Raw genomic sequence first — 25,066 nt, forward strand, 5'->3', positions numbered from 1 at the left:
TTCGTGAATATCAATCGCATCATCAAGCATACATCGCTCGCACTGGCCCTTGTGGTTGCCAGCTCTGGGGCATTCGCTCAAAGCATTTGCGCTGAAACGCCCACCGCCACGGCCACGGGCGTCAATGCCCACGCCTGTGGAATGAACGCTTCGGCAAATGGAACCAACTCACTTGCCAATGGAAGTGCGGCCACCGCCGATGGTGAAAGTGCTTCGGCTTACGGCACGTTCTCCCAGGCGACTGGATACCACTCATTCGCATTCGGAGCTGGCGCCATCGCAAACGGGTTTTCTGCACTCGCAGTAGGCGACGGTGCTAACGCAATCGGTGATCAAGCTGCAAGCTTCGGCGCCGGGGCAATTGCAGGCGCTGAAAAATCTCTTGCTGTTGGAAATGGAGCCAATGCCGGAGCTTATGGCGCTGCCGCAATTGGGTTGAACGCGAATGTATCTGGCGTTAACGGTGTGGGCATTGGCACTGCCGTTAACGTATATGGCACCGACGGGGTTGGTATCGGTTCCGGAGCACAAGCTGGTTTCCAAGCGATCGGCATTGGTGTTGAGGCTGCTGCTACTGGGGACGGAACCGTTTCAATTGGCTCTGGGTCCGTATCTAGCGGTATTGCAGCTGCAGCGTTCGGCGTTGATGCCGAGGCAACGCACGACTACTCCGTAGCGCTGGGCGCGGGCACCCGGACCACACAATATAACGAAGTGGCCGTTGGAAATCGCAAGGTTACCCAGGTTGCTGCGGGCACGGATCCAACCGATGCCGTCAATGTCTCGCAGATGCAGCCGTTCGCCGCTGCCTTGGGCGGTGGGTCGAACTTCAACGGCGGCGTGTTCACCGCTCCGAACTACGGCTTCATCTCTGGTGCTGTCTACAACAATGTAGGCGACGCATTGGCGGATCTTGATAGCCGCGTCTACGACCTGGAGCAGAACCCAGGTGGTGGCGGGACGGGTCCCCAGGGCCCAGCTGGTGACAGTGCTTATCAGGTAGCAGTTAACAACGGCTACGCCGGTAGCGAAACCGAATGGCTTGCCTCTTTGAAGGGTGAGCAAGGCGAGCGCGGTGAGCAAGGCATTGCTGGTGAGCCTGGCACCGGATCAACCGAGCCTGGCCCAGAGGGTCCCGCGGGACAGGACGGCGTTGACGGTATCGACGGTCGCAGCGCTTACGAGGTTGCCATCGAGAACGGTTTCGATGGCACCGAGGAAGAGTGGCTGGCTTCCTTGGAAGGCGCCGATGGCCGTGATGGACGCGACGGCAAGGATGGCGCTGGCAAGAAGTTGAACGGTGGCAGCAACATCGCTGTCAGCGACAACGAAGATGGCAGCCAGACCGCTAGCCTGAAAGACAACGTGCAGCTGTCTGACCAGGGTTCTGTGAATGTCGGCGCTACGACTGTCAACGCGCAGGGCGTTTCGATCGCGGGCGGCCCGTCGATGACCACCAATGGCATCGATGCTGGCAATCAGCGTGTGCGCAATGTCGCCGATGGACGGATTGAACAGGGCTCTCGTGATGCTGTGAACGGTGGCCAGATCTGGGCGCTGGAACAGGACTGGAATGACCGCTGGACCGAGATCAACCACCGCGTCGATGGCTTGGAAGGTCGTATTGATGCAGTAGGCGCGCAGTCCGCAGCGATGGCTCAAATGTCTGCCGCTGGCACCTACCTGCCCGTTGGCAAGGTGGCGATCAACGCAGGCTACGGCCAATACGGCACGGCCAGCGCCCTGGCGGTTGGCGTGAAGGTCCGCTTCTCCGAGCGCACCTCCGGCTCGCTTGGGTTCTCTGCGAGCGATGACGGCAAGCTGATGATCGGTGCTGGCTTCTCCTTGACCTTGCCGTAAGGAGACGACCATGGACCGTCTCTACTTCCAGGTGCCGTTCAACGACAAGGACATTGCAAAGCGCAGTGGGGCGAGGTTCGACGGGGATACCAAGTGCTGGTATGCCCCGGACGAACAAGTTGCGAACCTGCTTCGCAAGTCGTTCAAGGAAGTGGAGAACCCTGCTCCCATAACCGAGCTACCCGGTGAAGACCGGGAGTTCGGAGGGAATGGGCTCTTTGTGGATCTGGTGCCGTCGAGCTGCTGGTTTACCAATGTCCGCTACTGCATCGAAGACGACGACTGGGCCCGGTTGAGCAAGGGCGTTCGCGCCCGCGCCGGCCAGGAATGCGAAGTGTGCAAGGGAACGGTGGATGCTGAGAGTGGCATCTTCCTGGAAGCCCATGAGCGCTGGCATTTCGATGAGGAAAGCGGCACGCAAGTGTTGAAGCGGATCATCTGCTTGTGCACGGCTTGCCATCGCACGACGCACTACGGGCTCGCTCAAATCAACGGTGAAGCGGATCAGGTGAGGGCTCACTTCATGGCAGTCAATGACTGTGATGAGGCCGAGCTTGACCGGCATGTTGCCCACGCCTTCGATACCTGGCAGGAACGCAACTCGCGTGATTGGGCGCTGGATCTATCCATCATCACCAACGCGGGTATCACTTTGCGGCGTCGTGTGGCCAAGGATGACAGGCGCAACATTGCGCACGCCGAGACGCAAGCAACGCGTGCGGTTGAGGCCAGCGAGACCCTGACGATCAAGGAAATATCCTTGGATGACATGGATGACTTGTTCCGGGGCTTTTAATGGCCCGCAAGCATCGTCTTGGACGCTCCCAGAAGTATCACCCCAGGCCACGCCACCTGTATGCCCTGCTCTTCAACAATGGCGGATGCTATGTAGGGCAATCAGTGGATCTTGGGAAGCGCCTGCAATCCCATCGGTCCAACGCTGGCGGCTGGGGCGGCGCGAAGTTCCACATGGTGGAGCTTGGCGTGATCATCGGCACCTATGCTGACGCCGAGCAATACGAATATGCCTGGCGCTACAAAGCATCCAAGGCGGGCTGGCTGATCTACGGCAAGCCAGGGGTCCTGGTGAACCCTACCTACCGCCTGACGTTCCGTAGACGGATGTTGGCGTGGACGCTTTCATGGCCTGGCAAATACCGCAGGAAAGGAAGACTTTCCTCCTCCATGTTCTGGCTGTTCCTTGGCGGCATCGCCTTGATGTGCTTCTACACGGCGCAGATGTAGCGCAGAGTGCTGAACAGCACGAAGCCGGCATTTGCCGGCTTCGTCATTACTGGACGGTTCGTCTTACCTGTTCAATGACAACCGCTGGCGCTGCTCTCGGCGCTGTTCGATCCGCTCCTTGAACTTGTCAGTCACCTCTTGATCATTGCCCAAGCTTGCGCCGATGCGTTCAGCGGTCTGTTGGGCCTGCTCCATGAACTCTTGCGAGACCTTGGGCTTCTTGACCTTCACATGCGTCGCATCGTCCAACCAAGCGGGCTTTTGCTCTGGCTTTGCCGGCGCTTGGGTTCCAGGCTTTTCCACCTGGGCCACCGGCCCATCCACCGCTTTTTGCTCTTGTCCAGGCTCTTTGATCCCCGCCTCCATGGCGTTGACCTTCAACCGGTCCATGCCAAGCTTGTCGCGGATGGCATCGAGTTCATCCGTAGTGGCGTAGGCCTTGTAAGAGCCCTTCATGCGGGTGTAGCCCACCAACATGCTTTGGTTGTCGGCCATACCCGGATGCCACCTGTGGAACACCTCTTCCCTGCCCTGTCCTTGGGAGACATGGATGGTGTTGGCATAGCCATGATGCAACGCGTTGAAATCGTGGTGGTTGAAGGTGATGGTTCGGCCGCGGTCCCCGCGAGTGCCGTCCAGCGCTACGGTGAAGTCATAGCCGCCTTGGCGGTAGTTGCGCTTGATCTGTTCGATGGTGCCGCGAGTGCCGTTGACCACGCCCAAGCCGTCATCCTTGGCCCCAAAGCGGATGCTGTCGCCAGGGGCGAACTCGCGTTTGACCATCTTCTTGGCTTGGTTATCGCGCGCATCAATCACAACCGCCTTGTCGCCCTGGATTTCCCCACGCGTTTTTAACTCGTCGCGAATGGCGTTGTTGAGCATGGTGGTGTCTTCATTGGTATGGCCCATCACCAGCTTCTCTTGCGAGCTTTTAGGAGACTGGAAATAGTCGCGCAGCATGGCAGCCGTCGCCGATGGCTCATCCCGGTGCTCGTCAATGTGCCCACCCTTGTCCAAGGCCTCAAAGATCTCTTTGCTCTTGGAAACAACCTCCCGGCGAGACTTCACGCCTGGCTTGTCGATGACATTGCCAAGCTCGTCGCGATCGTAGAATGTTGTTGCCGTGGCGCGATCTTCCACACGCGACTGACGGCGGATTTCTGTGAGCATGGCATCGCCGGTGACCCCCTTGACCAGTTGCATGCCAGATCCGGCCCCCACGGGCTGCAATTGGTGGGTGTCGCCTTGGAGCACCAATTTGGCGCCGGCTGTATCGCAAAACGCCATCAATGCGCGGGTCTCCCGGGTGGGCACCATGCCGGCTTCATCGAGCACAACGACGTCTTTGTCGGTGAGCTTCATGTCGCCCTTTTTCAGCTGGTGCAAAGCCATGGCAACCGATCGGCAGTCCATACCGCTTTCTTCGTGGAGCTTCTGGGCGGCTGCGTTGGAAATGCATACCCCCACCATCCGCTTGCCCTCACGCGTGAACGCATCGGCATAGCAATCGGAGACGGTGGTTTTACCCGTGCCAGCCAGGCCTGACAGCACGGCCACACCGCCTGTTTCGTTGGTGATGTGGGTGATGGCATGCCGCTGCTCATCAGACAGCTTGAAGCCCTTCCTGGCCTCGTAGTCCTCGATCGCTGCCAAGGTGGTTTCAGGCTTCACGCGGACATGCTCATCATTCATGCGCATCTCGGCGCGGTGCATGATTTCTTGCTCAAAATCAACCATCCACTTGGCGGCAAACCGGTCTTCGGTGTGTCGGCGGGCCAGGCGCTGGCCCTTGTCTTCGTCGTGGATGGCTTCGCCCTGGATCCGCACCAAGCCGGCGCGCTCGGTGAACTGGTCCACCTTCTCCATCAGCTCGTCATGGTTGATCCGCCCCGACCACTCGTTGCCGATCTGGCGCACAAGGTCATGGTGGGCAAACACGGCTTCGGTCTTGTGCAGGCGTTCCAGGATCTCTTCGTCGGGGTTGACCTCAACGAACTTGTCCTCCCTGCCCTTCAATTCCTCGATCTTGGGGATCTCCAAAGAAGCATCAAGCTCAACCATCCGCTGATAGGTGAGCACCCAGTTGTCCTTCATTTCGGTGAAGGTGGGCTCATCCTTGTGCTTGCGCGTGGCCAGGCAAGCCGCTTGGTTGGATACCCCGTGTTCTTCGGCGTAGGCAAGAAGCTCGGCGCTACGGGTGGAGAACTTGTCGCACAACTCATCACTGACGCCATTGATCGTCCACCAGATCCGGCCCGTTTCTTTCTGGTCCATATCCAGCTCAACCTGCTGTTCGATGCCATACCCAAGCAAGCGCAGCTCGCTGGCTAGTTCATTGCGATAGATCTGGTCAGATGCGTGCTGGTGGCGGAACAGTTCCTTGGCTTCGAACGTGCCCCAAACGCCATCCACGCCCTTACAAATTCCGTAGATAAGATTGTGGGTGTGCAGGTTCGGTTCCAAATTTCTGTTGGATGTGTGGTCGTGCTGGGAATAGATCAGGCCCTCAATGTCCATCGCATCCTTGCCACCCGCGCCCCTGCGGGTCTCAACTCGGCCTTCCAGGTAGTCCATGGCCTTGGCTACGGCTCGCCGATGGGCCGTCAGGATCTCCATCTGCTCTTTGGGTTTGGCCAGGGCAAAGGCAACTGATACGGGCTTGGGCGCAGACAAGGTAATGTCGTAGCCCACTCGGTGCCCGCCCTGCCACAAAGTCTCGGGCTCACCCTTTTTGTCCAGGACCGGATTGCCGTGGCGATCGGTCTTGACCACCTCTGTGGGTTCGGCGCCTGCGTTTTGGCACAAGGCCATGTCGGTTGGTGAGAAGCCTTTGGCAAGCTTCAACATCACATCACGCTCAACCTTCTTACCTGCCAGGTTCATGACCGGATCGGCAGCGAGCTTGCCGCCATATCGCATGGTGTCGAGGGCAGTGTCGTCGGTGTAGTAGTAGCCCATTGAGCTTTCAGCATGGCGTCGAAGCTCTTTATCCAGCTCCTCGCACTCAAATAGGTAGTCGATGGGTTCGCCCTGTGCGTTGCATCCGCGGGCGTCAATGCGCTTTGTAGAATTCATTGTTTACTCCTGGAAAGCCGGGGTCGAGGCGGCGGGGGTTCGACCCTTCCAGGGTGAGGTAGAACGCGTTTAGCGCAAGGGGGTGCGGGGCAACTCCGGCTTGGGCATGAAGCTGTCCATCTGATCTTGGGTGAGCTTCTTCCTGGGCTTGCTCAACACCTCCACGGTTTCAGCCTTGCGAGCAGCTGCATGCTTGGGGTCATCCACGGCTCGCATGGCGTCAAGGGGCAACACGGAAGGCCCCGCCGGCTTGGTGGTCCATTCGGCCGCTATCTGGCCTTCCCGCACCTTTTCAAACTGGTTGCCTGGAAAGTCCAGCAGTAAAGGATTGCCACTGATCTGCACGATCGCCCGTATGCCCCAACGATGCTTACCAAAGCCCCTGCCGCGGCGAAACCCTAGCTTGTCCGTGAGTTCCGCCGCATGGACTACCGGTGTGCCTTCCTCAATGGCGCGCGGATTAGGACCGTTGGAAGTGATGGCGACTTTTCTCGATCCCATGATTTCGGCCAGGTGCTTGCGCGTTGAACCCATCTGCACTTTGCAGATGATGTGCATACCGATCATGCCTTCGATGGCTTCCGCCGTTTCGGGCCCATAGATCAGCTTGATCTGGGAAATGCTCTGCACGCCACCGATGAAGACCACGCCCTTGCTTCGACCCTTGTCAACAAGATCGGTGAAGTTGATTTTTCCCACGCTTGTCAGCTCATCGAAAATGAAGCCCAGGAAGCGCATATCAGTGTCGGGCATGCTCGGCGAGCTAATTCGCTCTGCGGCGATGTTGACCATGGCCGCAATGTAGGCCTTGGTCAGGCTCCCTTCCCCACCCTGGACGATGACCTGGCGCCGTCCCTTGTAGTCGTCTTTCAGCCACTCATTGATTGAGAAGCGGCGCTTGCCCACTCGGGGCCAGGCCATAGCCAGATCGTCAATCACGCGGGTGTAGCTTGCTAGCGTTGACAGCACCGACTGCACCGATGAGCTTTCTTCATCGGCCACCAGTGGGAAGGCCTTGATGTAGTGCTTTTGCAAGGCGGGAGCGAGTTGGGCCGCACTTCTCGATGTTTTCTGGGACAACTCTGCCCAACCCCAGTTCGTGCCGTGGTCGTTTTGCAGCTCGCGCAGCACACCGATGAGGATCTGTTGGGCGGCGATGGACCAGAACTTGCCGTTGCCCTGCTCTTCGGGGATCAGCGATGCAGCAAAAGCCGATGCTTGGGTAGGCGTGCGCACATCAGCTCCCACATCCCACACATAGCTGCGCTTGTCGAAGGGCGAGACGATGACGGGCTGTTTGAAGAAGCTGGTGAAGTCGCCCTTTACGTCATAGAGGAACAGCCGGTCGTTGCGGTCGATGATCTGCTTGATGAGAGGGAGCAGGATTTGGGTCTTGCCGGCACCTACTCCGCCATAGATGAGCGCGTGCGATACCCATTGCTTCTTGGGCAGCACAAGTGAGGGATGCAGCATCAGGTGTCCAGGATCTGCTTTCCGCTCCTTCTTCGTCATTGACCGGCTCTTGGCTTCTTGCAGCGCCCTTTTGCCGTCCAGTAGCTCGGGACCGGCGATATGCCGAACCCCGTTGCGAGGCGTCAGGGCATGTCCTGCCAGCCACCAGGCGGCTGCAATGGATCCAAGCATGGGTAGACCCACCCGGATTGCAGCGCCCAACCGGTCAGGCTTGATGGCTTCGAAGAACCGCGCTGCAGGCTCGTCCATGGCGTAGCCCCCGCCCAGGTAGTGGAACAGGGTCTGCACCCCACCCCACGCTTGCGAGCCCCATTGGGAGGCAACGTCGGGGTCAGTGCCTGGAAGATGGAAAGCAATGAAGGTGGAAGCGGTGTAGATCGTAGCAAAGGCAAAAACGCCGGCAAGCAAGCCTTGATCCCAGTGTCTTACTTTGATCGATGGCGGAACGGTGGCGGGCACTGGGCCGAAAGCGTCATAGATCTTGTTGCTGCTCACGCTTCAATCCTCTCGCAAGGTGCAAGGCAGATCGACCAAACTTGTCCAGCTTGCTGGTGTCGGCAGAATGATTGATCAGTGCCAAGCAAGTGTCGGCATGCGAATTCTTTGCAGCCAAATGCAATGGCGTCAGTCCACCCCAGCACTGTTCGTCCACCCGGGCGCCGCAATTGACCAAGGCACCAATGAGGCTTGCGCGCCCGCGCCTGGCTGCGATGTGCAGACTGGTCTGGTCGCGGTCGTCGGCAAAATTTGGGTCAGCACCAAGATCCAACCCGTCGAGCACCGCTTCTTCATTGCCCTTGGCAATGGCATCGAAGAACAGGTAATGCAGGTTCGGGTTGGCACGGATCAGATCGGCCTGGTGCAAGCATTCCAGATAGTCATTGCAGTCTTGCGCCACTCCCTCCCAAATGCTGGCTCGGTCCTCATCGTCTTGTTGCTCGATGTAGTCCCACACCATGGCCGAATAGTCTTCTTCGGGGCCTTCCACATCGAAATCCCGCTCCACGCTTTCCGGCGTAAAGGGAAGCTTGGCTGCGAAGCGCATGGGTTCGTTGTCGCGCTCCATCTCAACAGTGAAATGAGGCAGGCCGCGTGGGCAGGAAATGCGCCAGGTGAGGTCGCCAAAGCCGTCCTCGCCTCCGATGGGTTCCTTGGCTTTCACATAGGCCAAGTGCAACAGCTGCAGCGGGTGCAGTGGTGGCGCCTCGGGGTCGATATCGAGCTTGATGCGATCAGCTAGATCTACGGCGTCATGAACGCCAAGATCGGTCAGCTGCTTGTGCAGTTGTTCGTAGATGGTTTCCTGGGGTTGAATATTCTTCATCCCTTCGTTGTAAAGGCAAACTGTCCAGGCGCAACCATTTGCGATGAAAGTCGTGAGCGACGGGCTGGTTCATGCAAACAAAGTCATTCAAATCGGTGCTCACCCTGCAAATCGAAGCTACCACCTGGAACGCAGTATCAAGGGTGGGCGCTTCATCGAGTTCAACCGGAATGCTCTGACCAACGCCGTGCTTGTTCCACTCCCATCCAAGAACCGGCGAGAACGGGTCCTGGTAGCTCGGCAACTCGGCGTTTTGCACCGCGATGCCTTCAAGTCCTGCCCAGTGATTGGGTGTGTGGCTTGGCACATATTTGTCCATCAGTGCCACAAGCTCGGCGCGCATGGCTTCTTCACGCTTGGCAGCGCAGGCAGCCAGCTCGTCGGCCAAGGCCTGGTCGGGGCCGTCAATCCATAGCACTGCGTTGTTCAAGCCAGCGCGCTCCAAGGCGTCCATGGTTTTTTGGTTGACCGCGGGACAGCCTTGGCTGCGTCCGACATGTCCAGGATTGACATAGCCAGACGGATGCATGACTACTGCCCTGTCGCGGGCGTTGGAGTTGAACCGCTTGAACAGTCCATCGAGCTTGCGAGACAGTCCATTCTTCCCGTGATAGGCCTCTGCGATCTTGTAAAGACCAAGGCTGGTCATGTGGGAGTTGGGCGTGTTGGAAAACTTGTCTGCTCGACCGTCGCCGTTGCGATCAGATCCTGACCCATGGGCCACCAGGGCGTTCAAGATGAGCTTGGGCTTCTCGCCTGACAAGTCGTAGGCCCACATGCGCTTGTCAGTGCTCTTCATGCCCATGTCCACGACAATGAGCTTGTCCACTTCCTCGCCGGCATCTTCGGCACAAAGAATGGCGCTGGCAGCGCGCTCGGCCACCGCGGGTTTGAGTGTTGGTGAGATATCTTCAAAATCTCCTGCGCCGGCAGCATAGGCAAAGCCAGGCAAGCAGATCAGAGACAGTAGCAAAGCAGATAGTTTCATGGATGGGGCCTCCTTAATTGCAACGCCTTCCTCCGGTGGCGTCTGGGTTGGTTGTATTCATGGGTATGTGTGGATACCCATGTAATTATGAAAAGGCATATATTTGTAAACGCAACCCAATAAAGCGGAAACTTGACCTAACTCACGCAAAAAGAAAGAGCCCCGAAGGGCTCTCTCGTTTGAAGCGGCAGGCTTTGACTGCTTACTGGGATTGCGCGTTGCGGCGTTGTTGCACTTGTTGATGGAACTGGTTCTGGGTTTGCTCGTTCTTTTCAGTCTTGTCTTCGAAAGTAGTCCCCTTGGGTTGGTTCGCTTCATTGGACACCTTCTGCGCTGTCGCCTTGGCGTGTTCGAAGTTCGCATCCTCGTGCTGGTTCTCCGCCTGAACGCCACCCTGCTTCGCTGCTGTGGCTTCCTGCGCCTGGCGCTGGGCGATAAAGGTCTGCATTTCAGCATCAGACGGGACATGACCCAACTGTTGGTGAGCGGCCAACTGGTCAGCTTCCAACTGCTTCACGAAGTCCCGGTCTTCCTGAGTTTCTGCGGCCTTGGCATAGTTAGGCTGGAGTCTTGTCCCGGCCTCCGTTCCATCGGACTGGTGACTTCTTGCCTCCTGCACCAGCCCTTGCCCGTTTCCCGACTGACGCTTCGCCTCGTCATAGCTTGGCGACCAGCTTTCCCTTGACTGCTCAATCCTGTCTGTCATGGTGAGGCTGTTGGATTCACTTGGCAGCTTGGCAATGCCCTGGCGCTCAGCCACCAACTCTTCAAGCTCACCTTGCTTGGCTTCCATGCGCCCTTGCAACTCACCGATGCGTTCAGGTGAAGACTTGCGCGCCATCTCCAACAGGGATTTTTGGTAAGAACCCACTTCGCCCTCATACTTGGCCTTGGCCATGTCCCAGGCTTGCCGGTCTTCTTTTTGGAAAATGCTAGGCCGACCGGAAGCAATATGGGCATCTCGGCTATCCTGGGCTTCGGTGAGCTGCTGTTCCATCTCGTAGATATCCGATCCCATGTTCTTTCGCTTGTCGATCGTGGTCTCGTATTCCCCTATCTGTGCTTCCTTCTTCTGGGCTTCCTCGTCCAGCTTGACCCACTCTTGGTCCTTCGGGTCGTCGCTTTGTTTCATCTTCTCGCGAAACTCTTGATCCCGGACGGCATCGAACTGCTCGCGATCGCCCTGGTTCACCGCTTTACGCTCGGTATTTAGACTGGCTCGATCCAAATACTCTTGGGTTTGCGGATCGTATTTGCGTTCATTGCTCATAGCATGGGTCTCCGTTGAAGTGGAATATCTACATCTCCAACATCCCACAAATGTCCATGGGCGCAAGGGGTGCGGATAAAAAAAGCCCCCGGCGAAGGGGGCTTTAAGGGGTCTGGAAAGGCGATCAGTATTTCGAAACGGTATGATTGATCGTTTCGCCCATCTGGGTCCCGATAGCGATTCTGGCAAGCCACTTATCTGGGTTTTCTTCAATCAGGTCCAACACCTCATCGGATACGAAGTTCATCGACGCAGTATCTGCGCGAGGGCCACCTGCCCGATTGAGATACACCACGGCTACACCACGCTGTTTCAGCTCCTCGTTGAAACTGGACGCTCCAAACAATGGGAACTCACCGAACTTGGTGCCTACCTTTCGATCAACCGTAGACACCTGCTGGACAGAATGTTCACCCTTGCGCTTGGTCTGATGACCCTTCCAGCCAACGCTTTCTTTGTCTTGCGCCGTTGCTTCGACCTTGCCAGCGCCCAACAGCTCAAACCGGCGCATGACCGCGCGGTTAGGATGGTTGAGATCGTTCAACGGCCGGTTCTTCCAATCCCTTGCCGCCATCTGGTAGTTCAGGCCTGCTTGATACGAAGGCTGTTCGAGCTTCCGCACCAACCCAAACCGCTTGGTCAGATACTCATAGGTAAGATCCGACGCACCCAGGGCCACAATGTTCTGGAAGGTGTTGGCGAACTTCATCGCCTTATACTGGTCATCGAACTGCACCCACAAGTTCTCGTAGCTCTGCGTGAACATGACCATCATCAGCCCCAATTGCCTGGCGATCGGAGCCATGTCAAGCTCCTTCTCACCCACCACAAGCTGACACTCGTCGCAAATGTCCATCATCGGGCGCTGATCGGGGAATTCCTTGTGCCACTTGTTTCCGAACGGCGCACGCTTCTTAACCCCCGTATAGATGCGCTGAACAACCAGGGCTTGAATAACATCCGCGGCGATACCGTGGTCAATCTTGGGCAGGTTGATGCCTACGAACTTCCCTCGCAAGGCCTGTTCCACATCCGCGCCCTTTTCCAGGATATACCAAGGCGTTCCGTCCTTGTCCTTCAAATGCTTACCACGGACAAGTGGATTGATGCGCCGGGTGACGTTCATGATGATGCTCGTGCGGGTTTCAGGAGCTAGTCCAACCCAGCTCGGAGCGAACACATAGGCAAGAGAACGGTTAATTTGACTGTAACCTCTAAGCTCGGAGTAAATACTCTCTGGGCACTCCTTGACCCTGGCTTGCTGAGCGTTGTAACCAAGCTCTGACGCCATTACCGAAAACGCAGGACCAACCGATGGCACCCCGTCCACGACGCGGCAATCAGTCAAAGCCTCGACCACACGGATCAGTGTGTCAACATTCCAAAGATACTTGCGTTCGCGATCACGCACTGCAACCCAGTTGTCTTTGCGCAGCTTAATTTCTGCGAATGCCTTACGCGCATCAGAAACATCCTGTCCCCTTGCGTATCGCTTGGTAATTTCCATCTGCAAGTAGGTCAGTTGGTTTTCCAGTGATCTGGCCTGGCGGATTGCCAACTCTTTGTAGAACGGCTCGTGCTTAACCAAAGCCTCATGGATCGTGGTTGCATGCTCGATGAACTGGTCAGCTTGCTGCTCCCAGGTTGGATCTTTGGCGGCTTTATTGCCAAAAGAGTTCAGTGCAATGGCAACACCCTCAGCGTCCAATCCTTCCAGCAAGGCCAATGGAATACCGGGCTCAATCATCAAATCGATGATCTGACGCAACTCACCTGCTAGCGTTCCCTTGCCGTCTCGGATGAGTGCACCGCCAAACATACCTGCACGATACTGCAAGGCAATGGGCCGGGCCATGTTGGTGGTCTTACCTTTACCTGTATCGCCAAAGCCCAAGAAGTGCATGGAGAAGTCATTGCAAGACAACACCATGGGCGCCCCACGGTCGGGACCATAGGCATACTGTCGCTTGGCCTGGTTGCCACTGGCGATACCCAAGATGATGATCGGTGAAGTGTCTTTGATAGCTGCTTTGAGCTGCTCTTGGCGAACAGTGTTGGTGATGCCAAGAGGACCTTCATTGGCCGCGGCCAGGTTGTAAGCCGTTCCTTGCTCTTCCAGATCTTGCGCACGAGCAATGAAGTCGCGCTCGGAGTAGGTCATAGGAGCAAAACAGGCAGCAATGTAGGCCGCGGCAGCCATCATGCCATCGGGCAGCAAGCCTGAAATGGCAATGATGGCCGCCCAGATGGCCGCCCACTTGATGGCATGTTTGACGCGCTGACCGAAGCCTCCGATCACGACGCCTGTTTCTTTGTCCTCACCCACAACCAGTTCAGAAACCATCATTGATAGAAACACAATGATCGCAATCGGGATGATCAAGGCGAACGCGGTCATGGTAACAGTCGTTAGTCCGCCAGATGCCATGCCGGCGAGAGACGGTCCAGCCACGGGAATCATCATGACCAGGCCGCCCATAACACTACCTACACCTGACAGCGTGCCGATGACAGCCGCGAGCAACATTGGCCCGAGGTAGTATTTGATCAAGCTCCACACCCCCTCCTTAACCCCTTCCCCTTGGCAAAGCGCAACCAGGAACGGGATGATGAGCAGTGAAGACAATGCACCCATCACCAAGTGGATGTTGAGCAAGACGTAAGTCAGTGCTGAAAGCGCCGGGAAGGCTGCATACAGAAGCGGCGTTGCCAGGCTGTCTCCACCCTTGATCCTGTCCTCAGGGAGCACATAGCCTTCAATGGACTTGCCCATCTTGGTCTGGATCATGCGAGGTTCGCGGTGGCGCAGATCAATCGGGATTTCCGGCCACCACTTCTTGAACGGATCCAGGTTCTTGATCGTCATGGGAACGAACCACTCGTTCTTTTCGGCGTTGTAATCTGCTCCAAGGCGGACCAACTCTTCCGCTTCGCTTTCCTTGACGCCCACGAGCTTCCTCGCAAGCAGCAGATCGTGGATATCGCTACCGTTGACGATGTTATCGAAGTTGGCCCTAGCCGCTTTGACTGCTTCATCTTTGGATGAATAGCTTTCTTGCTCACCCTTAGACTTACGCTTAAAGATACGATTGATGAACTTTCCGGAGGCGTCTACGCCGTCCACGATGTTCCACACGGTTGGCATGAACATTAATTACCTCCTTGGATTAGTTTCGGACACTCATTCTTGGCACCTGGCGGCAATGTGGATGGATCTAGTGTCCCGACCATGTCTTGCTCCATCCACATCTCACAATTTTCACGCGTAATCGCAGCTACCGGTTCCACCGATGCTTCCATGGCCTGGCTCACGACTTGATTTGTCAGCGTTTCCCCACCAGTGATCTTGTTGACCACCATGCTGCTGCCAATTAGGACCATGACCGATACCACGGCGCTGTAAAACGCAGCGCGTGCAACGAGGGGGCGTATGGTTTCGCGAACCTGCGTCGCCTGGATGCTCTGGTTTTGCCACTCCTTGAACCCTTCTTTATCTTCGGGTGGAATGCGATCAACGCGGTGCATGTAGAAACTTTGCGCCAGGTCTTCGCGTATTTCTTCCATGCCAAGTGATTGTGGTGTTCCAATGAACCACCGACCCAACGCATCTGAAAGCCGCGAGCCGAAGATTGGCTTGCGCTTCTTTTCATACTGCAAGTAAATTTTTTCAAGCAACACTGGTGCGCCTCCTTTTGGGTATGTCTGCATACCCATCAAAAGGCAAAAGCGGATGAGCGCAAGGGCCGTAACTAGAAAAAAGGGCCCGCGATGGGCCCTTGTTTCATGTGGAGCATTAACCCCCTAGTTGTTTCTCAAACGCGTCCAACTCGGCCATTGCCTCGTCCTGCCAAGTTGGCTCCTGCGGCACTGGCGCGGCCTTTGGTTTCGCCGGTGTCGGACGGGCAACCTTGGGTTTCGGTGCAACTGGCTTAGGCGATGGGGCAGCCTTTGGAGCAACAGCGGCCGGAGATGGAACGGGCTTGGTTTCAATTTTTGGCTCTTCAATCACCGCCACCGAGTCTTCAACAGCTTCGCTTGTCGCATTGGACGCAACGGGATCCGTTGGCGTTTCACCTGCCGGTTCCAACATGTCCGGCTGTTCTTGCACGGCAACGGGCTCCACCTGGATGGAAGGCGCAGGCTTTGCGTTGACCTTCACCTCAACAGAAGTTGGAGCCTCGATGACGTCAGCTGGCGCTTCTGTTGGTGCCTGGCTCGGCGCATCTGTTTGCTGGGTGAACCAGTAGGCTCCCCCCAAGATTGAGGCAATCAGAATGGCGCCAACAATGATCAACAGATTGCGCTTGCCTTGCATCTTGACCGGAGCGTCAGAGGAATACTGGGCGGCAGGCGCAACAGCCTGGTGCACAGATTCGGCAGAAACCTTTGCAGTTGGTGCCGCAGGTGCAAGCGGAACTTCCTCATTCACTGCATCCAGGCTTTCGTCGTCGGCAGCTGAAACCTGCTTGACCTCGACTGCTTGATCGAACGTCTCATCGATTGCTTGGTCAATCTCTTCGTGAGCTTCCTGCGCATGCTCATTGTCCGCCAACGGCACAACTGGCTCAGCTGGACCCGCTTCGACTTCCGCAAGCCGAGCTTGCTCTGCAAGAAGCTCGGCTTCCTTGTCTGCTGCCATTTTGGCTACCCGCGCTGCTGCGAGTTCCGCCTCTTCCTTATTCCGGGCTTCACGCTTGGCAAGCGCCGCCTTGGCTTTGGCAGCTGCCACCTCCGCTGCCTCCTTGCTCTTCTCGACCAGAGACTTGCCCGCCATGGCCGCGAACTTGCCGGCTACCTTGGCCTTGGCAACGGTGCTGTCGGAGACGATCTTGGTTTCGTCCTCGGCATACATGTTCGACGGTCGCTTGGGCTCATCGACAATCTTCGGTCCACCCTCGGCTGCAACCTTGGCCTTCGCCAGTCGCACCCGCTCGGCCATCGTCATCTTGCTTTCGTCAGTCATGGTTCCTCCTTACTTGTGGGCCAGCCCTCCAACTGGCCCAGGTGTTGTTAGTCCGCTTGTGGGGCGATGGTGATGGTGTTCCCCCCTGACCCGCACTTGTCGATGACCGTGTGACGGCTCATGTCGGGCTGGCCCCGCAGGAAGTTCAACGGCACCTGGCAAGCATCTGCCTCACCTTCAAGAATGAAGACCAGGTTGGCTTTGGATTTGGAAGCCATACCGGCAATCCGCTCCATCAGGGCGCGCGTCTCTTTGGTCATGGGCTGCATGTCGGCCGGCTTGTAGTCAATCGACATGCCTTTCAGCTTTTCAACATTCTTGCCCTTCACCCGCTCTTGCTGGGTGTGAACGGTCGCCTTCATGCCGGCAGCGTTTGCCGCGGCTTCCAGTTCCCTCGCGTCTTTCATCTGGTTCCGGATAGAGACTTCCTCACCCACCATCCCGCCAACAGCCATCACGGCTGGTATGGCCCTGGGGTCAATACCGAGTGCCCCACCCACCAAGCCGCCGATCATTGCGCCGATGCGACCACTTTTCTTTGCCTTGGCCTGATCCACCTTTGGCGCAGCCTCTCGTCTACCTTCGACTTCAACCGTCTCCAAGGTCTTCGCGTCAGCATTGCCGGCGTCAACGATCTCGTGGCAGCGAACTGACTTCTGGGCGTTCGCAGGCGTCAGTGCAACCTTGCCGTTCTTCTCGTCAAGCAAGAAATATTTGCAGTCGGCGAACTCGGCCGGGGAAACTTCGGCGACCTCGGGCTTGTCCTTCTTCTTGAACCAGTCCCTAACGCCTGCCTGGGCGGAAGTAGCTGACAGTGCAAAGACGATGCCGGCAGTGATGAGGGTGATTTTGGTTTTCATGGGTGCCTCCTTTTGAAGTAGATATGTTTATGAAAAGGCCAAACGCGTTGAGCGCAAGCGACCTTGATTAATAGGTATCGGGAATGCCGGAATTGTCGGGAGACCATGGGGTGTCAGGGCCCAATGTCTCGCCCAACATCCCAATGAACCCTTGAAGCTGGGAATGGGTGGTCAGCAAGAACTGTTGGTTTTGCTCGCGCAGTTGCTCACTCATGGCGTCGTTGTCGTCTCGCAACTCAACGCGTAGCCGGTCCATGTCGCTGCGCATCCGATCGAGCTGCTTCAACAACCGGTCTTCCATTGCCTGCAACAGATCAAGCGATCCGGCACCCTCGTTCTTCTCCTTGACTGCCAACTGCAGATAGCGGAACAGGGAAATTCCCATGGCATCCGCCCGCGCCTTGGCTTCATCCAAGTCGGCCTTCTCGATATCAAACCCTTTCCGAACTTTCGACAAAATTCTGTCTCCGTTATCTCGATCCCTTTCAGAGATAACCGGGAACTAGGCGAGCGCAAGGGGGCCCGAGCTGTTTCCCCTGGAAAACATGCGTATATGAATGATTTAGGACCCGAATGCGGGCACGTCGCGCGGACACGTTCCAAACACCGCATGTTTCCTTGCTTTGGACACAACAAGGGGCCCGACAAGGGCCCGTGCTCTACACCACCAACGGTGCGTGTTGTGTATGCCCCACCCCCTCGCCGCCCCCAGCTGCTGTTCGCTTGGAAGGACGAGGAAACTCAAAGGGGCAAAGTTCTGCTTTTCGCTCTGCCGATGGCCCTCTTGCCCACAGCCAGGTTCCTGCTTTACTGGAACCAAGGCCAAGGGCAAGCCCGCTTTTGAACTTCGCAAGCTCCCCTGTGCTCCACCACGGCTCGTCCGCTTTGCTCTTCCGCACTTGCCACTTGCACCACTGCCCTAGCTCCACCAGCTCCACTTCGTCTCACCAGCTCGGCCCACTCGTCTCAACCCAACAAGAGGAACCATTGGACAGTTTTCAAGCCACCCCCGCACTTCCCGAAGTCGCCCTGACCCCACTTGTCCTGCAAGCCTTGGCTGCTGCTGACCGCGCCGTTCGCGTTCACCACGAACCCTGGCAGCGGGCAACTTTGCATTCATCGGTTAGAACCTCGTGTGCCTACTGCGCGAAGGATTTGACCGGCGCGAAGTCCAGGGAAGCAATGCTGTCCTACCTTGTTCCGGTTCATCTGGGTGGCCCAGCGATTGAGGCGAACCGGGTGCTGGCCTGCGCGTCATGCGCGATATCAAAGTTTCATAGCGACCTGGTGGCCTGGCCTCGATTGTCCGAAATTCCAGACGGAAACCGGGCTGCCCTGCTGACCATGCGCACGAAGATGTTGTTCATGGCAAGCAATCATCTGACCCCTCACGGTCGGTTCTCCGCCAAGAAGAAGGTGCTTGATCACTTGGCAAACAGGTTCAGCAATCCTCGCTTTCGCGTCTTTGCGTTCGCCTCTGGTGATAACGCATGGATAGGCTGGCGCATCCGAAATGGAGAACAACTGGACAAGCAAGGTCCCGCTGGCTTACTTCGTTGGACCTTCCAAGGCGAGCCCGTGGGCAATATCAAGGTGGCATGTTTCAAGCTCCCCGCCTCCCGCTTCCTCGATGCAATCTGGGCCCTCATCGAACATCACGGCCTGGTCATTCCTCTACATATCGACAACCTGCCACCTCCCAATCTTGACCCCGATGACTGGCGCCACTGTTGGGTTCGCCGCTTCCAAAAGGTCAACGATCTGGCCCGCCGCCACTCCCGCAGATATCGGGATATCGCCCCGTCCCCACCTGTCGTCCTCTCTGAAAATTCCCAGGCGGTCTGGAAGCGCAAGCGCCTGGCTAGGAAGAAAGAAGAAGAAGCCGCGCGCATGGATGAGCTACGCAAGGAGAACTTGTGGCGCGAATATGAGATGGCTTGGGAGGCCTACCGGGAGCTGGTGAAGGTCCGCAAGACCCAGGACCCGCCGCTCATCCCGATTGATTACATGCGTGAGCGTTCCAGGGAAGTCATGGAGTTGAAGGCCCAGGCGTTGGGCATTGAACGGCCTAATAGATCAGCGTGAGCGCCCCGCGGCCTCGCTAATCTGCCGGCGCAAGTGCTTGCGCTCTTCGGCTCGATCGTCAGTTGCCGGCTCGATGTGCAACCTCGCTCCCTCTCTCTTCAAGACCATAGCTGCATAGTCAGCCAGGGCCACAAGCGTGGTGGTGATCATCACTTCATCATCCCCATCGACCCCGAACAGATCCCGCAGGTTGTCTCTCACCTTCGGCGGAATAGTGATGACAGCGCGGTGTGCCCGCTCGTTGTCCAGGTTCCGATAGTCATGAAGCAACGCTCGCTTGCCCATTGAAAGCAAGACGGTTCGCCCGTCGCGCTCAAAGGGCTCCCGGCTCTCATCGAAGTCAAAGAAGCTCGCCCGCGTGGAGCAATCGCCCGCGGCACATAGCAAGTCGGGGTCGACGTCACTGCGGTCCAAGGGTTCACCGCTACTCAATCGGTGCGGATGAACTCGGGCGACGGCTCGGCTTAAATCAAACTGGCCAGCGTTGGATTTCTTCATGGTCATAGCTGGTCTCCGGTGGGTTTCGTGGACTGTTCGATGGCACAAGCCAGGCGCTCGATATCGTTCCTGGCCGCCTTCAAGTAGGGGCCAGTCATCTCAAACAGGGTCTTGCCCTGGGCGTAGTAGCTGGCGAATGCGGCGCGCTCTGGGAAGATGACAGCGTTGTGCAGGTGCTTGTTTTCCAATCGGGCGCGGTGCTCGGCGCGTTTAGGGTTGAACCGGTTGGCAACGACAACATGGGGCAAGCCCCGCTCTTCGATGAGCTGCATGGTTCGCAGGAAGACCACGAAGGACACGCCATCGAGCAAGGTGGGCACCACGTATAGATCCGCCTCTGGCAGCAAGCCATTGGCTGGCAAGCTGGGCGGCATGTCGATCAGCTCGATATCAAACCCGCGGGACCTGCCGCAGCCAACGGTGAAGGGTTTTTCGCCAGGTAGTGCAGACCATGCGAGCGCGGAACCTTGGGGATCTCGATCACACACAAGGACGCGTGCATCAGACTGGGCGTAGAAGCCAGCCAGGTTCAAACAGGTAGTCGTGCGGCCACTGCCGCCTTTTGCGTTGTAGATGCATAAGCGCATGTCTTCCCTCTTGGAATGGATATGTGTGTATACCCATCATCAAAAGGCAATCTTCAACCTGCGCAAGTGTTCCTAGGCTGACAGATCCAATTTAAGCAGCAACTCCGAAATACTCGTCCAGCTCTTCCATGCTCGACTCATAGTCCTTCATGCTATTCGCGTAGGCTTCCTTGATCCGCTCACTACGCTTGTCCACCATCTGGTTCTCAGAGCGATGGTTCACCACCGGCTCGGCCACCTGGCTTGAAAAGTAGTCAGTCAACGCTGGCGGCATGTTGCCTCGGCAGATTTCTGAAACGGTCTTGCCCGGATCCACTTCCACCCAGTGCCCTGCACGGTTGGCTACCTTCCGGCCTGCCGCGCGGCACGGGTTCGCGCCTGCTTCCAGCAAGTCCCGGATCATCTCGTTGAACTGGGCCCGGTGCTCCTTGTGAAGCACATAGTTGCCGCAGGCCACATGCAAAGCAGTGATGCCCATGCAGCTGACCAGCCCGTCATCGACATAGGTCTTGCGCGAGCGACCCAGCAAGCTGCAAGCCTCTTCCCTTTCCTCGCCGCGCCGGCTCGCAATAGCCGTATCCAGCCGCGCCGCAAGCTCGTCTTGTTCCTTGTCGATCAGCTTGGCTTGCCAGGCGATCGCTTCCCGCAGTTGCTCGGGGTTGGCCGTCTGCACCGCTTCGATGAGCCGGTTGACGATCTTCCCAACGCGCTCCTGGTCGGCCATCTTCCCAACTTGCTTCAAGGCCGCTTTCACCACATCGTTCTTGTTGGCTTGGATCTCGCGCCGAATGGTGAGGTCGATGAGCTTGCGGTTGGAAGACTTGATGGCTTCGGCAAGCGTATGAGCCACCGAGTAGGCCTGCACACTGCGCATGCCGGCTTGTTCAAGGATTGTCTGGTAGTTGTTAGCAGAATTCATAGGTTCCTCGTAATCAGGGGGAGAATTGGATAACCAAGATCAAACCGATCGCCAAGATGCAATTGGCAAGCGTTGACTGGTGCAAGCGGATGTAGAGGTTTTCCAAGGTCTTCAATGGACCACCTCATTCTCATTGCGACATTCGGGCTGGCAGAACATGAAGGTCTCGCCCTCCCGGATCTGAGCCAGCGAGTGTTCCAGGGCATCGCGGATGCAACCGCCGTAGATCAACACTTCATTGCCTCGGCCGGCGCCCAGCGCCCGAATGACTTCGGCCACCATGTCGGGACCATTGGGGTTGGCCAGGATCTGTCGTGGATCAACGATGACGGCAAGTTGGCCATTGAATGGGACGACTTGGATTGCGGCGGGTTGGGTAGTGATCGTGATTTCCATGTTAAGACTCACTTGGCAAGTGAATTGAGAACGGCATAAGCGAATGGAAGCCATACAACCAGCAAGAACGGCACTCCATAAATTGGCTTCACGAATGTTCCTCGCTCCTCCAAATACATGAAGACATATAGTGGAGCCGTCAGGAATAGAACTGCGAGAATGATGGTTAAGCCGGTAGCTAGGTGATAGATGAACTCATGCATTGTTTTTCCTCCTTAAAGAATGTTGCCCAGGATCTCGGCGTAGCTGAAAGCAAACACCACCAAGACCGCGATTGCTGCAAGGGACCAGAATGGCCCCGGCGTCTTGTTGTTCTCGATTACGCCCATGACAGCTGGCCTTCGGCCCGGTGGCGCTTTGCCATCTGCATTTCCATGCGGCGTTCCTTGTCGCGCTGCTTGCCGGCCAGGCGGGCGATGCGCTTGTTCTTCGCCAGGGCCCGGGGGCTTTCCAATTCGTCAAGGGTTGGAGCGGCGAACTGGTTGGAAAACTTGTTGCTGGAATGGTTGTAGGTGTGGGTTTTCATGCGTTGTTTCCTTTGCGTTGGGGGATTAGGAAATAGGTTTCTTATCTCCATGTATTCATTCAAAGGCAACGTGCAAAGTTGTCAATACTTTTTCAGCAACTATTTTCAAAGTATTTGCAACCCCCTTGATATACCCACCCCACAAAAGAAAAAGCCCCGGCATTTCTGCCAGGGCTTCATGGTTCTCTTTGGTTCTGTCAGCGTTGAATGTTGCCAAAGGCACATTCCAGCGCAAGGCGCAACGCAGACAGCACCTATCAGGTATTCAATCTAGTCTTCGCCGATCAACATCAAGGTGCACACGGGCGCCGCATCATCCCCAGGTCCAATGACCATGTGGAACTGCACGGGTTTGGCCGCTTCTCCTGCTCCTGCCTTGGGCACCATCAAGACCGGGAACTGCGCCCGGTTACCTTCGGTTTCCCGTGCTGCCTGGAATGCCAGGGTCAACAGGTCATGCAATCGGCCATCGGTGGACTGCCCCAGCCCCGGCTTGCACTCACTGTCAAACTCGTCCCACTTCACGGTGTTCCACACCCCTTCGGTGCATGCAAACGGCACCTTGAAGCCATACTCCTTGGCCTGCTCGGTCAGATCGACCAGGACACCATCGGCAAGCGCCTGGCCGCGGGAGTAGGTGAACACCACATCGTCTTTGTTAAACATGTCTTATCTCCCTCGATCTCATGAATAGGTTTTGGCAACTTGCCCGGGTCCGTTGTAGTTCTGTCCCATAGCCTTTAATAGTGATGCAGCATCGTCTGGGGGCAAGTAGTCACCCAAACGTAAATAGTCCTCGTCTCGCAGGCTGTGACTGGTGTTTCTCTCGATGAACTCTCCCCACAATTCAATTGATACGTCCATTCCATAGGGCAGCACGCCGGCATAGATAAGCCCGGCAACCCGCAGCTTCCTCATGTCTTCTACATGCGCGCCCGTTGGCGGCATGACGCTGCAGCTCGTCGGCCCTGTTCTTCGGACAAACCCAGGCGGCACCGGGCTTGCCTTGGTGTTCCGCCGCCTCATGATTTGGCTCCACAGTCGTGCGGATGCAGCCAGATCCGTTGACTTGTCCAGGATCCGTAGTTGCCCGTGAAGTCGAACCACCCCACCAACGCCTCCTCGCCCTTGGTGATGAACTCTCCGCAGCAACGGCACCTGGCCCGGCCGGTGGCAATGCCGGTCTCAAATCCATTGCCCTGCTCGTTCATCCCACCATTTCGGAAGGTCTCGGCCCAATACCTCGTCAGCATGTTCATCACTCTCCTCCGCCTCTTCTTGACTGGCCCTGCCCAGGGCAGCGCCCCGCGATGCTCTGCATGGCAAACCCACTGCCCCGCAAGGAGGCGCGGTCAAGGAGGACGCCGAAGGCGTAGCGCAAGGCTGGTGCGGGCCGGAGCGCCCCAGCTTCATCGGGGCGGGACTACACGGGCCTTGTGCGGCCCTTGACCGTAGAAGCCGAGTAGAGGGGCGCAAGCCCAGGGATGGGCGCGCAGCGAAGCGAAGGCCTTAGCTCGTTAGGATCCTTTGGTAGTTCATGGGTAGGTGTGTATACCCATGAATTGAAGGATCAATGGCAAAGGGCAAAAGCGATTGATGGGCCGTTGGCCCGTGAAAGAGCAAAGGCGGATTACAGTTCGACGCCCTGGCGCTTGCCGAACACGCAATGCGTCGGCGAGTAGTAGTTGTCGCGTGGCGGCTTTGCCACCCTCGGCGCTGGCAACATCAACACGGGCGCAGGCTTGGCGGCTTGCGGCTTGGAAACGAACCTGCCGGCCACGGCGCCCAAGGCAAGCCCAAGCACCAGGACTTCACCGGGCATCGCGCCCCACTGCGTGGCAGCCAGGGCAACAAGCAAGCCAGGTGGCAAGCCATAAGTGAGTGCTCCGCGGATAGCTGGATGAATGTTCATTAGATCCTCCTGGCCGTAGTGTTCTTGTTGTTGGCTGGCGTTGTCGCATCGAGCTGTATTCGTTCCAGAGAGGAAACGGCGATATCAAAGTAGCGTTCCCAAGCCATGAGCCCTTGGGCCACTTCTTTAACGATCAAGTGGGCTTTACCCAGGCCCGCTGCTGCAACTGCGGCTTCATGCGGGGTAAGGCGCAACCCTCCTTCGACCAGGAGCTGGAACAGCTGCGGGCCAATCCGACTTGCCGCTGATCCGTTCAGCGCCACGAAGAAAGGATTCTTCAACGCTTCCGTGTCCACCCCATCCCGCAGCAAGTTGGAAAGCCGCCGTAGGTTTTGCTCGCGGTTCTTGCCATGGCGCTTGACCAACTCACCTAGCAGCTTGCTTGCTTCCTCGGTGCGCGCTGGATCTGCGCCGGCTACCGGCGCATTCGTCAAGCTGCGTGTGATCAGTGCGAGGAAATTTGCGTCCATGGTTCGGCTCCGGGTTATTTGACGGTGACGCACACACGCCAGGTGATGCTGGTCAATGTGTTCTTGTCATCCTTGCATGGCTTGAAGATCTGCCCGAACCTCACGCGCGGGTAGTTCTCCCATAAGCCGTTATCAACTCGTAGCACCGCCTTGCGGCCGTAGCGCTTGGCAACGGCGCGCTCGATGGCTTTGTCGGCGTCGTCCACGCGATGGGTGGTGATGGTCTTCGTGTAGTCGCCGTAGCATTCTTCAATAGTGATTGTTTTCATGGGTAGGTTCCTTATCAGCGGGGGAGTTTGGGAGGGGTGGGCCCCTTTCGGGGCCCGTATTGGTTAATCCTCGTCCTCCTCTTCGCTGTTCGTTTCCTCGTCGCCATCAACTTCGTAGTGGAAGCTGCCGGTGTCGTTCTCGTCAAAACCAAGCCATGATGGGCCTTGATCAATCATGCGACGCTTGGCTTCTTCAATAGCCAGTTCAACATCTGACCAGGTGTTGCCTTCGATTGTGATTTCTACTTTCAACATTGCGTTGTTCCTTGATTAGGTAGGTCAGCGTGTTTGCTTTCCATATATTCAAGGTAAGCTAAGGGGGATATTTGTAAACCCTTTTGGGGCT

28 protein-coding genes are annotated in these 25,066 nt (G+C 57.1%); 4 read left to right on the plus strand and 24 right to left on the minus strand.

Features of this window, described 5'->3' with window-relative positions:
* Positions 1-3: 3 nt before the first annotated feature.
* From N799_RS14880 to N799_RS14885, 3 genes are read left to right on the plus strand one after another with little or no spacing between them, the layout of a single operon-like run.
* Positions 4-1,860, plus strand: coding sequence for a YadA-like family protein (locus N799_RS14880; RefSeq protein ID WP_152597911.1), 1,857 nt, complete (start codon positions 4-6; stop codon positions 1,858-1,860).
* A 10-nt stretch (positions 1,861-1,870) separates the two neighbouring features.
* Positions 1,871-2,656 carry a DUF5710 domain-containing protein gene (locus N799_RS10730; RefSeq protein WP_052101476.1) on the plus strand — a complete coding sequence of 262 codons (786 nt, stop codon included), beginning with the start codon at positions 1,871-1,873 and terminating at the stop codon, positions 2,654-2,656.
* Positions 2,656-3,105: a GIY-YIG nuclease family protein gene (locus N799_RS14885; RefSeq protein WP_081974974.1), complete on the plus strand. Its 450-nt coding sequence runs from the start codon at positions 2,656-2,658 to the stop codon at positions 3,103-3,105. The genes N799_RS10730 and N799_RS14885 overlap by 1 nt, the downstream gene beginning before the upstream one ends.
* Positions 3,106-3,168: 63 nt before the next feature.
* Here N799_RS14885 and mobF read toward each other — a convergent pair whose 3' ends face one another.
* The 10 genes from mobF to N799_RS10775 all read right to left on the minus strand — a co-directional run bounded on the left by mobF (position 3,169) and on the right by N799_RS10775 (position 17,515).
* Positions 3,169-6,180, minus strand: coding sequence for a MobF family relaxase (mobF, locus tag N799_RS10740; protein WP_081974975.1), 3,012 nt, complete (start codon positions 6,178-6,180; stop codon positions 3,169-3,171).
* A gap of 69 nt (positions 6,181-6,249) precedes the next feature.
* Complete coding sequence (locus N799_RS10745) at positions 6,250-8,148, minus strand: type IV secretion system DNA-binding domain-containing protein (protein WP_152597912.1); 1,899 nt, start codon at positions 8,146-8,148, stop codon at positions 6,250-6,252.
* Positions 8,126-8,977 (minus strand): ankyrin repeat domain-containing protein, encoded by an 852-nt coding sequence (locus N799_RS14890; protein WP_081974977.1) that lies wholly within the window; start codon positions 8,975-8,977, stop codon positions 8,126-8,128. The genes N799_RS10745 and N799_RS14890 overlap by 23 nt, the downstream gene beginning before the upstream one ends.
* Positions 8,904-9,965: a murein L,D-transpeptidase catalytic domain family protein gene (locus N799_RS14895; protein ID WP_081974978.1), complete on the minus strand. Its 1,062-nt coding sequence runs from the start codon at positions 9,963-9,965 to the stop codon at positions 8,904-8,906. Before N799_RS14895 ends, N799_RS14890 begins: the two co-directional genes overlap by 74 nt.
* 202 nt (positions 9,966-10,167) lie before the next feature.
* Positions 10,168-11,235 (minus strand): hypothetical protein, encoded by a 1,068-nt coding sequence (locus tag N799_RS10755; protein ID WP_152597913.1) that lies wholly within the window; start codon positions 11,233-11,235, stop codon positions 10,168-10,170.
* Positions 11,236-11,359: 124 nt separating this feature from the next.
* Positions 11,360-14,386: an MFS transporter gene (locus N799_RS10760; protein ID WP_036212175.1), complete on the minus strand. Its 3,027-nt coding sequence runs from the start codon at positions 14,384-14,386 to the stop codon at positions 11,360-11,362.
* On the minus strand, positions 14,386-14,913 hold the full coding sequence (locus N799_RS15400; protein ID WP_152597914.1) for a hypothetical protein: 528 nt from the start codon (positions 14,911-14,913) through the stop codon (positions 14,386-14,388). Before N799_RS15400 ends, N799_RS10760 begins: the two co-directional genes overlap by 1 nt.
* Positions 14,914-15,028: 115 nt before the next feature.
* The gene (locus tag N799_RS15405; protein WP_152597915.1) at positions 15,029-16,198 is read right to left on the minus strand and encodes a ribonuclease E domain-containing protein; all 1,170 of its coding nucleotides are present in this window, start codon (positions 16,196-16,198) and stop codon (positions 15,029-15,031) included.
* Positions 16,199-16,245: 47 nt separating this feature from the next.
* The gene (locus tag N799_RS10770; RefSeq protein ID WP_036212181.1) at positions 16,246-17,058 is read right to left on the minus strand and encodes a hypothetical protein; all 813 of its coding nucleotides are present in this window, start codon (positions 17,056-17,058) and stop codon (positions 16,246-16,248) included.
* 67 nt (positions 17,059-17,125) lie between these two features.
* A complete protein-coding gene (locus N799_RS10775) occupies positions 17,126-17,515 on the minus strand; it encodes a hypothetical protein (protein ID WP_036212184.1) in 390 nt (129 codons plus the stop codon).
* A gap of 725 nt (positions 17,516-18,240) precedes the next feature.
* On the opposite strand from N799_RS10775, the gene N799_RS15410 reads away from it, so the two are divergent.
* Positions 18,241-19,143, plus strand: a complete 903-nt coding sequence (locus N799_RS15410) for a hypothetical protein (RefSeq protein WP_203225052.1) — start codon at positions 18,241-18,243, stop codon at positions 19,141-19,143.
* On the opposite strand, the gene N799_RS10785 is transcribed toward N799_RS15410, so the two are convergent.
* The 14 genes from N799_RS10785 to N799_RS15440 form a co-directional block, all read right to left on the minus strand.
* Positions 19,135-19,647, minus strand: a complete 513-nt coding sequence (locus N799_RS10785) for a hypothetical protein (protein WP_152597918.1) — start codon at positions 19,645-19,647, stop codon at positions 19,135-19,137. The genes N799_RS15410 and N799_RS10785 overlap by 9 nt on opposite strands.
* A complete protein-coding gene (locus tag N799_RS10790; protein WP_036212190.1) occupies positions 19,644-20,228 on the minus strand; it encodes a ParA family protein in 585 nt (194 codons plus the stop codon). The genes N799_RS10785 and N799_RS10790 overlap by 4 nt, the downstream gene beginning before the upstream one ends.
* Positions 20,229-20,319: 91 nt before the next feature.
* Complete coding sequence (locus N799_RS10795; protein WP_152597919.1) at positions 20,320-21,147, minus strand: hypothetical protein; 828 nt, start codon at positions 21,145-21,147, stop codon at positions 20,320-20,322.
* A 111-nt stretch (positions 21,148-21,258) separates the two neighbouring features.
* Positions 21,259-21,543, minus strand: coding sequence for a hypothetical protein (locus N799_RS15415; protein WP_152597920.1), 285 nt, complete (start codon positions 21,541-21,543; stop codon positions 21,259-21,261).
* Between the two features lie 8 nt (positions 21,544-21,551).
* Positions 21,552-21,746, minus strand: coding sequence for a hypothetical protein (locus N799_RS15420; RefSeq protein ID WP_152597921.1), 195 nt, complete (start codon positions 21,744-21,746; stop codon positions 21,552-21,554).
* Positions 21,747-21,862: 116 nt separating this feature from the next.
* The gene (locus N799_RS10800) at positions 21,863-22,069 is read right to left on the minus strand and encodes a hypothetical protein (RefSeq protein ID WP_036212193.1); all 207 of its coding nucleotides are present in this window, start codon (positions 22,067-22,069) and stop codon (positions 21,863-21,865) included.
* 55 nt (positions 22,070-22,124) lie between these two features.
* Positions 22,125-22,286, minus strand: coding sequence for a hypothetical protein (locus N799_RS15675; RefSeq protein WP_160279968.1), 162 nt, complete (start codon positions 22,284-22,286; stop codon positions 22,125-22,127).
* A 53-nt stretch (positions 22,287-22,339) separates the two neighbouring features.
* On the minus strand, positions 22,340-22,735 hold the full coding sequence (locus tag N799_RS10805; RefSeq protein WP_036212195.1) for a DUF6573 family protein: 396 nt from the start codon (positions 22,733-22,735) through the stop codon (positions 22,340-22,342).
* Between the two features lie 18 nt (positions 22,736-22,753).
* Complete coding sequence (locus tag N799_RS15425; RefSeq protein WP_152597922.1) at positions 22,754-22,987, minus strand: hypothetical protein; 234 nt, start codon at positions 22,985-22,987, stop codon at positions 22,754-22,756.
* A 104-nt stretch (positions 22,988-23,091) separates the two neighbouring features.
* Entirely contained in the window at positions 23,092-23,328 is a 237-nt protein-coding gene (locus tag N799_RS15430; RefSeq protein WP_152597923.1) for a hypothetical protein, read from the minus strand.
* Positions 23,329-23,699: 371 nt separating this feature from the next.
* Positions 23,700-23,981, minus strand: coding sequence for a hypothetical protein (locus tag N799_RS10810; RefSeq protein ID WP_152597924.1), 282 nt, complete (start codon positions 23,979-23,981; stop codon positions 23,700-23,702).
* A complete protein-coding gene (locus N799_RS15435) occupies positions 23,981-24,451 on the minus strand; it encodes a hypothetical protein (protein ID WP_152597925.1) in 471 nt (156 codons plus the stop codon). Before N799_RS15435 ends, N799_RS10810 begins: the two co-directional genes overlap by 1 nt.
* A gap of 14 nt (positions 24,452-24,465) precedes the next feature.
* Positions 24,466-24,720: a hypothetical protein gene (locus tag N799_RS10815; RefSeq protein ID WP_152597926.1), complete on the minus strand. Its 255-nt coding sequence runs from the start codon at positions 24,718-24,720 to the stop codon at positions 24,466-24,468.
* 63 nt (positions 24,721-24,783) lie between these two features.
* Positions 24,784-24,975: a hypothetical protein gene (locus N799_RS15440; RefSeq protein WP_152597927.1), complete on the minus strand. Its 192-nt coding sequence runs from the start codon at positions 24,973-24,975 to the stop codon at positions 24,784-24,786.
* Between the last annotated feature and the right edge of the window lie 91 nt (positions 24,976-25,066).

Source organism: Lysobacter arseniciresistens ZS79, from assembly GCF_000768335.1.
Taxonomy (GTDB): Bacteria; Pseudomonadota; Gammaproteobacteria; order Xanthomonadales; family Xanthomonadaceae; genus Novilysobacter; species Novilysobacter arseniciresistens.

What these genes read in the sequence shown, in the direction of transcription:
- N799_RS10760 (WP_036212175.1), bottom strand. Translation starts at nt 14,386, where the DNA reads ATGTTCATGCCAACCGTGTGGAACATCGTGGACGGCGTAGACGCCTCC.
- N799_RS15420 (WP_152597921.1), bottom strand. Translation starts at nt 21,746, where the DNA reads ATGCATGAGTTCATCTATCACCTAGCTACCGGCTTAACCATCATTCTC.
- N799_RS14885 (WP_081974974.1), top strand. Translation starts at nt 2,656, where the DNA reads ATGGCCCGCAAGCATCGTCTTGGACGCTCCCAGAAGTATCACCCCAGG.
- mobF (WP_081974975.1), bottom strand. Translation starts at nt 6,180, where the DNA reads ATGAATTCTACAAAGCGCATTGACGCCCGCGGATGCAACGCACAGGGC.
- N799_RS15425 (WP_152597922.1), bottom strand. Translation starts at nt 22,987, where the DNA reads ATGAGGAAGCTGCGGGTTGCCGGGCTTATCTATGCCGGCGTGCTGCCC.
- N799_RS10770 (WP_036212181.1), bottom strand. Translation starts at nt 17,058, where the DNA reads ATGAAAACCAAAATCACCCTCATCACTGCCGGCATCGTCTTTGCACTG.
- N799_RS10790 (WP_036212190.1), bottom strand. Translation starts at nt 20,228, where the DNA reads ATGCGCTTATGCATCTACAACGCAAAAGGCGGCAGTGGCCGCACGACT.
- N799_RS15430 (WP_152597923.1), bottom strand. Translation starts at nt 23,328, where the DNA reads ATGAACATGCTGACGAGGTATTGGGCCGAGACCTTCCGAAATGGTGGG.
- N799_RS15405 (WP_152597915.1), bottom strand. Translation starts at nt 16,198, where the DNA reads ATGACTGACGAAAGCAAGATGACGATGGCCGAGCGGGTGCGACTGGCG.
- N799_RS10755 (WP_152597913.1), bottom strand. Translation starts at nt 11,235, where the DNA reads ATGAGCAATGAACGCAAATACGATCCGCAAACCCAAGAGTATTTGGAT.
- N799_RS10785 (WP_152597918.1), bottom strand. Translation starts at nt 19,647, where the DNA reads ATGACCATGAAGAAATCCAACGCTGGCCAGTTTGATTTAAGCCGAGCC.
- N799_RS15440 (WP_152597927.1), bottom strand. Translation starts at nt 24,975, where the DNA reads ATGTTGAAAGTAGAAATCACAATCGAAGGCAACACCTGGTCAGATGTT.
- N799_RS10800 (WP_036212193.1), bottom strand. Translation starts at nt 22,069, where the DNA reads ATGAAAACCCACACCTACAACCATTCCAGCAACAAGTTTTCCAACCAG.
- N799_RS15435 (WP_152597925.1), bottom strand. Translation starts at nt 24,451, where the DNA reads ATGGACGCAAATTTCCTCGCACTGATCACACGCAGCTTGACGAATGCG.
- N799_RS15410 (WP_203225052.1), top strand. Translation starts at nt 18,241, where the DNA reads ATGCTGTCCTACCTTGTTCCGGTTCATCTGGGTGGCCCAGCGATTGAG.
- N799_RS10805 (WP_036212195.1), bottom strand. Translation starts at nt 22,735, where the DNA reads ATGTTTAACAAAGACGATGTGGTGTTCACCTACTCCCGCGGCCAGGCG.
- N799_RS10810 (WP_152597924.1), bottom strand. Translation starts at nt 23,981, where the DNA reads ATGAACATTCATCCAGCTATCCGCGGAGCACTCACTTATGGCTTGCCA.
- N799_RS10795 (WP_152597919.1), bottom strand. Translation starts at nt 21,147, where the DNA reads ATGAATTCTGCTAACAACTACCAGACAATCCTTGAACAAGCCGGCATG.
- N799_RS14890 (WP_081974977.1), bottom strand. Translation starts at nt 8,977, where the DNA reads ATGAAGAATATTCAACCCCAGGAAACCATCTACGAACAACTGCACAAG.
- N799_RS10730 (WP_052101476.1), top strand. Translation starts at nt 1,871, where the DNA reads ATGGACCGTCTCTACTTCCAGGTGCCGTTCAACGACAAGGACATTGCA.
- N799_RS14895 (WP_081974978.1), bottom strand. Translation starts at nt 9,965, where the DNA reads ATGAAACTATCTGCTTTGCTACTGTCTCTGATCTGCTTGCCTGGCTTT.
- N799_RS15415 (WP_152597920.1), bottom strand. Translation starts at nt 21,543, where the DNA reads ATGGAAATCACGATCACTACCCAACCCGCCGCAATCCAAGTCGTCCCA.
- N799_RS10815 (WP_152597926.1), bottom strand. Translation starts at nt 24,720, where the DNA reads ATGAAAACAATCACTATTGAAGAATGCTACGGCGACTACACGAAGACC.